Raw genomic sequence first — 12415 nt, forward strand, 5'->3', positions numbered from 1 at the left:
CCGTCGTGCGTCACCTCTACTCCTGCCCCCTGCGCTGGTCGGACATGGACGCGTTCGGCCACGTCAACAACGTGGTCTTCGTCCGCTACCTCGAAGAGGCGCGGATCGACTTCATGCGCCGGCTGGCGCCGGGGGGCGGCAGCCCGTCGTTCAAGGGCGGCTCGGTCGTCGCCCGGCACGAGATCGACTATCTGCGGCCGCTGGTGCACCGGCACTCCCCGGTGACCGTCGAGTTGTGGGTGACGAGGATCAGCGCCGCGTCGCTGACGGTCGGCTACGAGGTCAAGGACGAGGACGCGCTCTATGCGCGGGCCGCGACCGTCGTCGTCCCGTTCGACTTCGCCGAGGGCCGTCCGCGGCGCCTCAGCGCGGAGGAGAAGGGCATCCTCAAGGAGTATCTGGACGACGCATCGCGTCAGGAGGGAACCGTCGCGGTATGACGGCGCTGCATCTGGCCGATGCCGGGGAGGCGGCGGACCTCGCCGCCTTCCTCGCCCGGCTGATCCACTACGACCGCGCCGCGGCGGTACGGCTCCAGGCCGGCGGCGGGGTGCTCGCCGTCTTCGGCCGCCCGCCGTCCTTCGAGGTGCTGGCGATCCGCACCGCCCGGCTCGCCGGGGACGCCGGCCTGGACACCACCGTCTCGGCGGGTGAACTCCTCGAAGGCATCGAGCAGTCGGCGGGGACGCTGACCGTGCCCGCCGCCGTCACGGGCCCGCCGTGGACCGGGCTGCTGCCGCCGCGCGGTGGCTGGCAGCGGGTGCCGGGACTGCCGGCGCCCGAGGCGCTGGTGCGCGCGGTGGCCGCCGCGGTCGCCGAGTTCCGGGCCCGTGACGAGGCGCTGCCGCCGCAGCACCGCACCCGCGCCGAACGCGACCGCATCGGCCGGGAGATCTGGTCGCGCACCCTCGGCGACACCCACCTCCCGCTGCGTGCCGCGCATGCCGCCCAGTCGCTGGGCTTTCTGCGACCGGCGCGGGCCGGGGCGCTGGCCGGCGGCCCCACCACCACCGGCGCGCAGGACGAGCGATCCGGGGTGCAGCCGCTGAGCCTGCTCTCCGCCGGCGGCTGGTTGCGGCTGAGCACCCCGTACGGCTCGATCGCCGTACGGACCGGGGGACCGGCCGGGCTCACGGGCCTGTCGGGGCTCACGGTCACGCCGGTCTGAGGCCGGACTCGTCCCCGGGCCCCTCCCCGGAACCCTCCTGCGCCCGTCCCTCATCGGCCGGCCGGTCCGGCCACACCCCGATGTGGTCGCTCTCCAGCTCCAGCAGGACGCGGTGCTCCATGCCCAGGCTGCCTATGTACTCGGCCGGCAGCTGGAGGCGGCCCGCGCGGTCGAGCATCGCGTATTCGCGGGCGACCAGGGACTCCCGGCCCGTCGCGGCGTCCCGTTCGGTGCGCCGCAGCACCTCGGAGGACGTACGGCCGTCGCGGATCGCGACCGTGCGCCGCACCTCGCTCGCCACCGCCTGGTCGTGGGTGACGATCACGATCGTGGTGCCCAGCTCCTCGTTGGCGGTGCGGAAGGCCGTGAAGACCTGCTCGGCGGTGTGCGAGTCCAGCTCGCCGGTCGGCTCGTCGGCCAGCAGTACCGACGGGGTGTTGGCCAGCGCCACCGCGATGGCGGTGCGCTGCTGCTCACCGCCGGAGAGCTGGTGCGGGCGGCGGTCCCGGCAGTGGTCCAGGGAGAGCATCGACAGCAGCTGCTCGGCGGCCTTCGTACGGGCCGCCCGGCGCCGGCCACCGCTCAGCTGCATCGGCAGCGTGACGTTCTGCAGCGTGGTGAGGTACGGCAGGAGGTTGCGGGCGGTCTGCTGCCAGACGAAGCCGACGACCTCGCGGCGGTAGCCCAGCCGGGCCCGGGCGTCCATCGTCAGCAGATCGCGGCCGGCGACCCTGGCGGCGCCGGCGGTCGGCACGTCCAGACCGGCCAGGATGTTCATGAGCGTGGACTTGCCGCTGCCGGACGTGCCCACCAGCGCCATCAACTCGCCCTCGGCGACCAGCAGATCGAGCCCCTGCAGGGCCTGCACCTCGACGCCGTCGGTGGTGAAGACCCGTACCAGCCGGTCGCAGGCGATCAGTGCGTCGTGCCCGTAGGCGGGGCGTCGGCGCCGGGCGGCCGCGCGCCGCTCCAGCTCGGCGAGGCTCGCGGGCCCGGCGGGCGCCCCGGCGCCGGCCGCCGCCGTGGAGGCGCCCTCGCCGTGGTCGGACGGTGTGGTCATCCCAGATCCTCCGTTCTCCACTCGGTGCGCCCGCGTCGCCGTTCGCTCAGCCAGGCCTGGACCAGTGCCACCGCCAGCGCCAGCGCGACCACGCCCGCCGACGGCAGCAGCAGCGACGCGGGATCGGACCGCAGCCGTACGGTGTCCGGCGCGTCCCCCGCGGCCCCGGCCAGGGCGAGCGCGGTGAGGTCCATACCGGGCCGCAGCAACCGGATCGTGACGGCGCCGGCCAGCGCGCCGCCGAGCGCCGCCAGCAGCGCCGGTGGCAGCGCTTCGAGGACCATCAGGCGCCGTCCCTGAGCCGGTGTCAGGCCCATCGCGCGCAGCCGGGACAGCAGATGGGCCTGCTGCGGGGCGGCCTGGAGGCGCGCCAGGAGCAGGGCCAGCAGCGCGAGTCCGGCGCCGGCCGCGACGGCGGCGGTGTACAGGCGCTGTGCGCCCTGTTGGAGGGGCGGATCGGCGAGCCGCGCGCGTTCGGTGGAGCGCAGCACCAGCCGGGCGGTCGACGACGCCGGGGTGTGCGCGCGGACGGTGCGGCGCAGCGCCTCGGTGTCCAGCCGGCGGCCGGACAGCAGCAGGACGGCGGGGCCGTTGGCGGGTTCGGCGTAGGTGTCCGGGTGGCGGCGCGCCACGCTCTCCGCGTTGATCAGGACGAAGTCGCCGCCGGGCTGGGCCGGGGTGTCGGCGCGTACCGCGGTGGGGCGGACGACGAGTTGCCCGAAGTCCGGCTGCAGCGCCATCGGGGCGTGCCCGAACCGGGCCAGGACGCGGGGGGAGACGATCGCCGGCAGTGGCCGGTCGCCGCCGGGGTCGGCCAGCTCCCGGGCGGGGAAGGCGCCCAGTCCGGTGGCGCGGGCGAGCCGGGAGTAGGCCTCGGCGTCGGCGATGACCAGGTAGAGGGGCGGACCACCGTCGTCGGCGGCCTGGACGGCGATCCGTATCGCCACCGCGTGCTCGACGCCCGGCACCTTGGCGACGGCGCGCTGGAGGTCCCGGGGGAGGGGCCGGTCGTCGACGATGCGGACGTCGGCGCCGACCGCGGTCAGCGCCGCGTGGTCGCGGGCCGCGTCGATCCCCGCGAGCACCGAGCCGCCGAAGGACGCGGTGGTCAGCGCCACCAGGAGCGCGAGCAGGGGCAGTCCGGCGGCGGCCGGCGCGCGGCCCGCGCGGGCCAGCGCGAGAAAGCCGATCAGCCCCGAGCCGCGGGCGGCGGGGCGGGCGGCCAGCCGCAGCGGGAGCGGACAGAGCCGCATCAGCAGCAGCGCGGTGATCACGCCGACGAGCACCGGGGCGGCGCTGACCAGGACGTCCACCCCGCCGCCGGCCGTCGTGCCGCGGCGGCGCAGCGCCACCACCGCGCCGGCCGCCAATGCCAGCACGGTCAGTTCGGCGACCGTACGGCGCCGGGAGGGGCGGGCGTGCGCCAGGTCGGCGCGTTCGGCGGGGCGCGGGCGCCGGTGGGCGGCGGCGGCCCGCAGCGGCAGGGCGAGCGTGCCCAGCAGACCGGCCCCGGCCGCCGCCGCCAGCGAGGGCCAGACGCGCTCGCCGGGCAGCAGCGCCAGCGCCAGCGCTCCGCCGGCCGCCGCCGCGGGCAGCGCCACCACGGCGGTCTCCGCCGCCAGTTGCCCGGTCAGCGACGCCAGAGAGGCGCCGCGGGCCCGCAGCAGCGCCAGCTCCGGCCGCCGCCGGGCCGCCGTCAGCGCACCGGACATCAGCAGGACCACGCAGGCGACGGTGCCGATCCCGGCCGCGGCCACCGCGATGACCGGTGCGATCGCCGCCCGCGACCGGGCATGGCCGTCCAGCAGGCCGTCCACCGCGCTGTCGACCAGCGCACCGCCGCCCGCCACCGCGCGCAGCCGGGTGAGCGCCGCGCCGTGTTCGAGGGAGAGCAGCCGGGCGTGCAGCAGCGGGGCCTCCTGGGAGGTCAGCGTGCGCGCGTCGACCGGGTAGCGCCAGAACTTCTCCGGGGCGCCCTGGGTGGACAGCAGCGCCGGGCCGTCCTGGGGCGCCAGCAGCAGACCGGCGTGCCAGAACTTCTTCGGCGGCGGCCCCATGGTCGTGTCCCTGCGGGCGGCGGTCAGCACCGGGTCCACGGCCCAGTACGCGCCGTCCGGGGCACGCGGGGTGAACAGACCCGAGATCCGTAGGGTCAGGTCGTCCAGATGCAGTTCGCTGCCGACGCGCAGGGCCAGCGTCCGCGCGGTGGCGACGGTCACCGCCGCCTCCAGGGTGCGCGCTCCGGGGGCCGCGCCCCGCGGCAGCCGGCCCTTGGTGAGCGTGGCGTGCCGGGCGAGGCCGGAGGCCGCCCGGAGCGACAGGACGGGGTCGACGCCGTTCGGCCGGGGCAGCCGGGGATCGTGGGCGGCCAGCGGCTTGGTGGTGCGGACACCGTGGACCGCCTCGCCCGCCGTGATCCGCAGCGGGGCGGCGAACTGCCGCTGGATCGCCCGGTCCTGGCGATCGACCTCGTCGGCGGCGAGGGCGGCCACCGGGTCGGTGCCGGGCACGTCGGCGGGCGAGACGGAGATCTCCACCGTCCGGTCGACGGGCGGCGCCGAGCCGATCGCATGGCGCACCCCGCGCGTCTCGTACGCCTCGACCCCGCGCGGGAACGCGGCCGCCAGGAACGCCGTCACCAGCACCAGCGCCCCCAGCGCCGTCGCCGCCGCGCGCGAGGTCCGCAGTCGGACGCGCAGCCAGGCCGTCCAGGTGAGCGCGTTCACCGGCCCTCACCCACCGGCCGCCGCGTCCCCGTCGCCGTCCCCGTCGCCGTCCTCGTCCTCATCATGGTGCTCCTTGGCCGCGCAGGGCCCGTACCGGGTCGCCGCGGCGCAGTCCGAGGGCCGCGACGATCAGCAGCGGCACCGCGGCGACCGCCGCCAGCAGCGCGACCACCTGACCGGCCGGCAACTCCACCACGACCGGCGGCACCGGACGGCCCGCCTCTTGGGTCAGCACGATCAGCGGGACCACCGCCCGGGTGAGCACTGTCCCCAGCGCCACGCCGACGGCCAGCGCCAGCGCGATCAGCACGCCCTGCTCGGCGGCGATCATCCGGGCCAGCTGCGGGCGCGGCGCGCCCAGGGCCCGCAACACGGCGAACTCCCCGGCCCGTTCGCGGACCGACCCGGCGGCGCCGACCGCGAAGCCGACCGCCGCCAGCGCCACCGCGACCACCGCCGCGGCCGTCAGCGCCGTCTGCGGACCGAGCCCCAGCGGATCGTCGTGCAGCTGCCGGGCGATCTCGTCCCGGACCAGGACCTGGCCCGGATCGATGTCCGGGCGGGCCCGCAGCGCGCTCGCGGCCTTGGCCGCCGCACCCGGCTCAGGGCGCAGCCACCACTCGGCCGCGGTCAGCGGCGCGGCGCCGCGATCGGCCAGCGCCTCGTTGACGGCGCCGAAGTCCACCAGCAGCCCGGTGGTGCCCGGACCGCTGTCCGCCCCGGCCGGCAGCGCGCGCACCGCCGTCACGATCCGCGCCCTCAACGGCTCCCCGTTGACCGGCACTTCGACGGTGGCGCCGGTCTTCGAGCCGCTGTCGCGCAGAAACGCCTCGGTCGCGACCGCGGCGAGCGGCGGGCGCTTGGGGTGTGCGGCGGTGATCCGCACCGTCGTCACCGCGGCGCTCCACGGGTCCGGCCGGGTGCCGGTGTCGTACGTCTGGGACAGCAGACCGCCCGCGGGGACCTCGGCCCGGCCGGCCGCGGGCCCGGCCTCCGCGCCCGCGGAGCCGCTCCCGCCGGCGATCTGCGCCCGCCAGGACAGGGCGGCGGGCGCGGCCAGGGGGCGGGGCCGGCCCGATGCGGTGAGGGCCTGTGCGCCGGTGACGGTCAGCCGCTGACGGTGGGAGACCGCCGACTGCTCCATGTCGGCGACCAGACCGGTCAGCCGCAGGGGGCCGGCCGGGCGTGCCGCCGGGGCGCCGGCCGCGGCGGCGAGGTCCGCGCCCAGGGCGTGCGGGGCGCCGTCCGGGGCGAGTGTGCCGAGCGGCAGGGTGTACGGGGTGCCGAAGCGGTCGGTGACGAGGGCGGAGAGGGCGGCGGGCACCGGCCCGGTGCCGCGCCCGGCGGCGTCCGGCCCGGACGGCAGCTCCTTCAAGGAGCGCAGGGTGGCGGTCAGCCGGAAGCGGTCGGTGTCCGCGGGGAGTTCGAGGCCGACCGGTGTGCCGTCGTGCGGTGCCACCGCCCGCAGTACCCGGTCCGCGGCCCGGCCCGACCTGTCGTCCGGACCGCCGCCCATCAGGTCTCCGCGCGGCAGCAGCGCCCCCGCCGACCGCCGGGCGTCCAGGGCGAGCAGCGAGGAGGTCCGGCCGCCCGACAGGTTCAAGGTGGCCTGCCCGACGGGCAGCGCCGCGGCCACCCCCGGCACCGCCGCGTACGCCCCGCCCTGGCCCCACTGCGGCGTCCCGCCGGCCAGTACGCGCACCGCCGCGCCCGCCCGGAAGTCGGCCTGGTCGTCCTGCGAGCGGTCCCAGGACGCGCGCTGGCCGATCGCCAGCATGCCCAGCGCGGTGGCCAGCACCAGCAGCAGCACGGCGGCCGCGCCGCGCACGGGGCGGCGGCTGATCTGCCAGCCGGCCAGCGCCGTGGTCAGGCCCCGGCCGCCGGCCGCGGCCCGCTCCGCGAGCCGGGCGGCGAGGGGCAGCAGCCGCAGCGTCAGCACCGTTCCGGCGAGCAGCGCCAGCGCCGGGGCGGCCACCAGGACGGGATCGATACCGAGCCGGCCGGCGGTGTCGCCGGTCAGCACCCCGCCGCTGCCGCCGTCCGGCCCGTCGCCGCCCGCGGTCCGCCGCCGGAGCTGCCAGTACGCGACCCCGGCCAGCACCAGCAGCCCGAGGTCCGCGCCCGTCCTTCCCCAGGCCCGCCACTCCGTCCGCCCGGGGGAGCCCCCGAGGGCGCCGGGCAGCGCCCGCCGCCGCGGTGGACCGTCGCCCCCGCCGTGCAGCAGCGCGGGCGCGGCGACCGCGAGCGCGCAGCCCAGGGCCACACCGACCCCCGTCAGCCAGGTCGCGGCGGTGAGCCGGGTGTCCAGCGGCAGCCCGATACGGGCCGGCGCTCCGCTGCCGGCCAGCAGGTGCATCAGCGGGCCGGCCAGCAGCGGCGCGCCGAGCGCGGCCGGGGCGGCGAGCAGCAGCGACTCGGCCAGGGCCAGCCCCGCGATCCGCCCCCGGGAGCCGCCGCGGGCCCGCAGCAGCGCCGTCTCGCCGGTCCGCTCGGTGCTCAGCATCCGGGCGACCAGCAGCAGCGCGTACCCGGCGAGCAGGATCAGCTGCAGCGCGACGATCAGGATCGTCGAGCGGTTCACCAGCAGCGCCCGCTGCAACCGCCCCAGCGCGTCGGGCAGATCGGTGGTGGCGGTGGCCCGGCCCCCGAACGCCGGATCGGCCATCAGCGCCTTGGGGGCCCGTCCGGCGGCGGCGCGCAGCGCGTCCAGCCGGTCCGCGGTCAGCGAGCGGAAGTCGGCGGTGGCGAGCCAGCCGGCCGAGTCCTGCACCAGCGGTCCGCCGCGGAACGCCGCCGGGTCGGTGAGCATCGGCCCGTACGTGGTGAAGTCGAGGGTGCGCACCCCGCGCCCGCCGAGGTCGTCGAGCTTCCAGTACGGGTCGGTGCGGTCCTTGGGCCGGTAGACGCCGGTGACCTCGACCGTCAGGCGGGCGGGGCCGGACAGCCGGTTGTCGAGGGCCAGTCGCCGGCCGGGCCCGATGCTGAGCCGGGCGGCCGCGGCCTCGGGCACGGCGATCGACAGCGGCCCGCGGGCGGCGGGCGCGGGCCAGCTCCCCTTGGTGAGCGTGAGGCGGGAGCGGTCCAGGGCCGCGAGGTGGGTCAGATCGGGCTCGCTCTTACGGGCCCGCGGCGGCCGGAGCGAACGGGGCAGCGCGTACGGCCCGGAGCGGGTCAGCGTGCGCACCGCGAACGGCAGACCGCCGAAGGCCCGCCGGGCTCCCGTGTGCACCGCGCGGTCGGCCTGCCCCTGTTGCTGCGCGGGCAGTTGGGCCTTCACCTGGAGCGCGGCGGCCGCCGCCGAGCGCGTGTGCAGGGTCGTGCGCAGCCCGGCGTCCCCGACCGCGTCGGAGAAGGCGGTGAGGGTCGCCAGCACCGTGGTGGTCAGCAGCACCGACACCAGCGCGGCGGCCACCAGCAGACGGTGGGCCCGCACCCGTACGAAGACGAAGCCGGCCATGGTCCCCCCTGCCAGGCTCGCAGCACCCACCCCACCGACAGCACCAAACAGATGAACGGATGCTGTCAGAGTGTGCGGTGTCCGGTGAGCGGATTGCGGGAGTCCTTGACCGGATCGTGACGGGGAAGGGCGGTCGGGCGCGGGGCCGCCCGGTGTGACGCGTTCCTCAGTCCGCGGAGTTGATCATCGAGGCGGCCGCATACGTGAGGTAGTTCCACAGCTGCGTCTGGTGTTCCTCGGACAGTCCGAGGGAGTCCACGGCGTCGCGCATGTGCCGCAGCCAGGCGTCGTGCGCGGCCCGGTCGACGGTGAACGGGGCGTGCCGCATCCGCAGCCGGGGGTGCCCACGGCCGTCGCTGTACGTACGGGGGCCGCCCCAGTACTGCATGAGGAAGAGCGCGAGGCGCTCCTCGGCCGGACCCAGGTCCTCCTCCGGGTACATCGGCCGCAGCAGCGGGTCCTCGGCGACTCCCTGGTAGAAGCGGTGCACCAGGCGGCGGAAGGTCTCCTCGCCACCGACCTGCTCGTAGAAGGTCTGCTCCTGAAGCGTGCCGCGCGGAATCTTGTTCACCCGTCCATGGTGGCAGACGCCGCGGCTAGGACTTCGGTCGTAGGACGATCCGGGGGTGCGCAGGCGCCGCAAAGGCGAGCGGGGCGTGATCGGTTGATCACGCCCCGCGTTCGCCTGGTGTGCTGCCGGTGGGTCAGCCCCGGCGGACGGTCAGCGTCGTCCAGGCGCCGACGTGCACCCGGTCGCCCTCATGGAGCGGCACCGGCACATAGGGCTGGATCGGGTCCTCGCCGAGGTTGATCGTCGTGCCGTTGGTGGAGTTCTGGTCCACCACGGCCCAACTGCCGTCCTGCTGCTGCACCAGCAGGGCGTGCTGGTGCGAGACGCCCGGGTCCTCCGGCGCACTGCCCAGATCGATGTCCGGGGACTCGCCGGTGCTGTTGCGGCGGCGGCCGACCGCGACCTGGCCGTTGGCGAGCGGGAGCACCTGCTCGGGGGAGTACGAGGGCAGGTTGAGCCCCGCCGCCTCCGGGCCGCTGCGGCCCATCATCGCCATGAAGTACTCACGGTCCGGCGCGACCGCCACCACCCAGCCGGCGCCGACGACCGGCTGCGGGCCCTGCGGCGGTGCCGCGGGACCCTGACCGGGGCCGCCGTTCCACTGCTGGTCCGGTCCGGGCCCCTGCTGCGGCGGCATCTGCTGCTGCTCGTACGGGGGCTGCGGCTGCTGCTCGTACGGAGCCTGCTGCTGCTCGTACGGTCCCGGCTGCTGCGGCGGGAACGGCGCGGGCGGCTGCTGCTCGAACGGGGCCTGCGGACCGGGTGCGGGCGGCGCGGGCGGCGCGGGCGCCATGGGCGGGGGCGCGGCCTGGGCGCTCGGCGGGTTCAGTGTCCAGTCGTCGACGCCCTGCTGCTGCGGCGGCGGGCCGGGCTGGCCGGGGAAACCACCGGGACCGGGCTGGTCGGGGAATCCACCGGGACCGGGCTGGTCGGGGAATCCACCGGGACCGGGCTGGTCGGGGAAACCGCCGGGTCCGGGCTGGTCGGGGAAGCCGGGCGGCGCCATGTCCTGCTGCGGGGGCTGCGGCTGCTGGGGCTGCGGCGGCGGGAAGCCGTAACCGCCCTGGCCGCCCTGCGTGCCGGGGCCGGGCTGGCCGGGGCCCGGTGCGGGCGGCGGGAAGCCGTAGCCGCCGCCCTGGCCGCCGGGGCCGGGCATACCGGGCGGCGGACCCGGCTGCTGACCCTGCGCCGGGGCGTAGGACATCGGGGAGTTGGTGAGGAAGTTGTAGCGGCACTCCTCGCAGAAGGGCGCCATCGCCGCACGCGGGGTACGGCACTGGGGGCACAGCTCGGGCTGCGCCTGCTGGCCGGGGCCGGGCTGGGCGGGGCCCGGTGCGGGGGGTGGGAAGCCGTAGCCGCCCTGGCCGCCCTGCGTGCCGGGGCCGGGCTGGGCGGGACCCGGTGCGGGCGGCGGGAAGCCGTAGCCGTCCTGGCCGCCTTGTGTGCCGGGGCCGGGCTGGGCGGGACCGGGTGCGGGGGGCGGGAAGCCGTAGCCGCCCTGACCGCCCTGCATGTCAGGGGCGCCGGGGCCCATGCCGCCGGGGGCGGGGCCGGGACCGGGGCCGCCGGGCGGCGGTCCGGCCTGACCCGGTGGCGGTCCGGCCTGGCCGGGCGGCGGGCCGGGCTGGCTGGGCGGCGGTGTGTTCAGGAAGCCGGCAGGCAGGGAGGGCGGCGGGGGGACAGCACCCGCCATCCGCTGGCCGCACACCTCGCACCAGTCTTCGGCCACCGACTGGTGGCCGCTCGGGCAGGTCGGCATGTCGGTATTTCCCCCTCCGTACCGTTTCTTTGGGGCACTGCTCGGTACTGATTGTGTCGGTACTGATTGTGATTCTTTGTGGCTGTTTCTCACTGCGAATGGTTTTCGTCGAGGGCGTTTCGAGAGTCATCTCGTCCGCCTCGGCGACCTTCGCCTTCAGTCGCACAGTACCGGTCGCCCTGTCGGCGACGCCCACCACCTTCGCAAGGAGTTTCGCCGACTCCCCGTTCCCCCAGGTGTCGGCGCGCTGTCCCCCGCGACCCGGTTGCGCCGTCGCGCGGGAGACATCGGCCGACTCGTTCGGTTTTGGTCCGGTCAGACCGATCCTGCCCGCATCGACGGCGCGGGGAACGGCACCAGCGCCACTGTTACGTTGTCGTGCCCGCCGCCGTCGAGGGCGTGGGTGACCAGCGTGCGGGCGCCGTTCAGGGGCCGGGTGGGGGCGTCGTGGGGCAGCACCGCGGCCATCTGCTCCGCGGACTCGGCGTAGTTCCACAGCCCGTCCGTGCACACCACCACGATGCCGGGGCCGTCCGGCTTGAACGTCGCGGTGTGCGGCTCGACCTCGTAGGCGTCGGCGCCGAGCCAGCCGGTGATGGCGTGCGCCCGCTCGTCGGCGTTCGCCTCGGCCTCGGACATCAGGTTGTTGGCGACCATCTGGGCGGCCCAGGAGTCGTCCTCGGTGAGGCGTACGGGCGGCGCCGTGCGGTCGTCGGGGATCCAGTAGGCGCGGCTGTCGCCGACCCAGCCGACGGTCAGCAGTCCGCCACCGACCACCGCGCCGACGAAGGTACAGGCCGGGGCGTTCTGCTGACGGTGCTCGTCATGCGCCAGGGACGGGTCGGCGGCCAGCGAGTCGACCGCGGCGGAGGCCGCCAGGACGGCCTCGTGCATGGCCTGCTGGGGGTGCGTACCGCGCGGCAGCGACGCCAGCAGCGCCTCGCCGGCGGCCTCCGACGCCGCCTTGGACGCCTCGTCCGGGCGCGTCGCGGAGGAGACGCCGTCGCAGACCACCGCGGCCACGGCGGGCGAACCGTCCGGCAGCGCGGTGGCCCGCAGCGCGAAGAAGTCCTCGTTGCGGTGGTGTCGGTGCCCCCGGTCGCTGACCGCGGCGAGGCCCGCCAGCTCGCTCTCCATGTGGTCGCGGGCGGGGGGCCGGGGAACCCCGCACCGCGCGCAGTTGCCGTCGGGGTCCACGGGGCCGGACGGGCAGGCCGGGCAGGCGGGGGCGTCCTGGGCGGGGGCGTCCTGGGCGGGGGCGGGCGCCGGTGCGCTCGGCGCGCCGGCCTCGGCGGCCGCTTCCGCGGCGGCGTCGGCGACCACCTCGTATCCGGCGACGCGGGGGTCGGCGGGCGGCGCGTCCGCCGCCTTCGCGGTGCCGGGCGCCGCCGGGGCGTTGGGCGTCTGCGGCGCGTCGTCGCCGAACGGCAACCGGGTCTGCGGATCCGGAGGCGGCGGGCCGGCGGGCGCGGCGGGGGCGGGCGGCGCCGGCGGCATGGGCGGCAGCGGCGGTACGGGCGGCGGCCCGGCGGGCGCCCCGTGCCCCGGAGGGGCCCCGTACGCCGACGGCGCGGCCGGCGCCAGGAGAGCGGCGCCGCACCGACCGCAGAACTTGTCCCCCGCATCGAGGGGTTCGTCGCACCCCGCGCATCGGGACGGCCCAGTCACACCCAT

The 12415-nt window shown here is 77.0% G+C and carries 8 protein-coding genes and 1 pseudogene; 2 read left to right on the plus strand and 7 right to left on the minus strand.

All coding sequences use genetic code 11. The annotated features are described in order from the left end of the window. Positions 1-5 precede the first annotated feature (5 nt). Both ACFWZH_RS17540 and ACFWZH_RS17545 read left to right on the plus strand, forming a co-directional pair. Positions 6-440 carry an acyl-CoA thioesterase gene (locus tag ACFWZH_RS17540; protein WP_384431136.1) on the plus strand — a complete coding sequence of 145 codons (435 nt, stop codon included), beginning with the start codon at positions 6-8 and terminating at the stop codon, positions 438-440. Then, complete coding sequence (locus ACFWZH_RS17545) at positions 437-1168, plus strand: hypothetical protein (RefSeq protein ID WP_384431139.1); 732 nt, start codon at positions 437-439, stop codon at positions 1166-1168. Before ACFWZH_RS17540 ends, ACFWZH_RS17545 begins: the two co-directional genes overlap by 4 nt. Here ACFWZH_RS17545 and ACFWZH_RS17550 read toward each other — a convergent pair. The 7 genes and pseudogenes from ACFWZH_RS17550 to ACFWZH_RS17580 all read right to left on the minus strand — a co-directional run bounded on the left by ACFWZH_RS17550 (position 1155) and on the right by ACFWZH_RS17580 (position 12415). Continuing rightward, positions 1155-2228, minus strand: a complete 1074-nt coding sequence (locus tag ACFWZH_RS17550) for an ABC transporter ATP-binding protein (protein WP_384431142.1) — start codon at positions 2226-2228, stop codon at positions 1155-1157. The two genes, ACFWZH_RS17545 and ACFWZH_RS17550, sit on opposite strands and share 14 nt — an antisense overlap. Then, complete coding sequence (locus tag ACFWZH_RS17555) at positions 2225-4954, minus strand: hypothetical protein (RefSeq protein ID WP_384431145.1); 2730 nt, start codon at positions 4952-4954, stop codon at positions 2225-2227. Before ACFWZH_RS17555 ends, ACFWZH_RS17550 begins: the two co-directional genes overlap by 4 nt. A 61-nt stretch (positions 4955-5015) precedes the next feature. Further along, positions 5016-8411, minus strand: a complete 3396-nt coding sequence (locus ACFWZH_RS17560; RefSeq protein WP_384431148.1) for an FtsX-like permease family protein — start codon at positions 8409-8411, stop codon at positions 5016-5018. A 166-nt stretch (positions 8412-8577) separates the two neighbouring features. Beyond that, entirely contained in the window at positions 8578-8982 is a 405-nt protein-coding gene (locus ACFWZH_RS17565; protein ID WP_384431150.1) for a globin, read from the minus strand. 133 nt (positions 8983-9115) lie between these two features. Next, positions 9116-10741: an FHA domain-containing protein gene (locus ACFWZH_RS17570; RefSeq protein ID WP_384431152.1), complete on the minus strand. Its 1626-nt coding sequence runs from the start codon at positions 10739-10741 to the stop codon at positions 9116-9118. An 85-nt stretch (positions 10742-10826) separates the two neighbouring features. Further along, a pseudogene (locus ACFWZH_RS17575) lies at positions 10827-11030 on the minus strand (hypothetical protein); the annotation flags it as partial. A gap of 26 nt (positions 11031-11056) precedes the next feature. Then, a complete protein-coding gene (locus ACFWZH_RS17580; protein ID WP_384431155.1) occupies positions 11057-12415 on the minus strand; it encodes a PP2C family protein-serine/threonine phosphatase in 1359 nt (452 codons plus the stop codon).

The organism is Streptomyces sp. NPDC059008 (assembly GCF_042749045.1).
GTDB lineage: Bacteria > Actinomycetota > Actinomycetes > Streptomycetales > Streptomycetaceae > Streptomyces.

Coding starts and splice junctions, on each gene's coding strand:
- ACFWZH_RS17570 (WP_384431152.1), bottom strand. CDS start 10,741: ATGCCGACCTGCCCGAGCGGCCACCAGTCGGTGGCCGAAGACTGGTGC.
- ACFWZH_RS17560 (WP_384431148.1), bottom strand. CDS start 8,411: ATGGCCGGCTTCGTCTTCGTACGGGTGCGGGCCCACCGTCTGCTGGTG.
- ACFWZH_RS17545 (WP_384431139.1), top strand. CDS start 437: ATGACGGCGCTGCATCTGGCCGATGCCGGGGAGGCGGCGGACCTCGCC.
- ACFWZH_RS17580 (WP_384431155.1), bottom strand. CDS start 12,415: ATGGGTGTGACTGGGCCGTCCCGATGCGCGGGGTGCGACGAACCCCTC.
- ACFWZH_RS17550 (WP_384431142.1), bottom strand. CDS start 2,228: ATGACCACACCGTCCGACCACGGCGAGGGCGCCTCCACGGCGGCGGCC.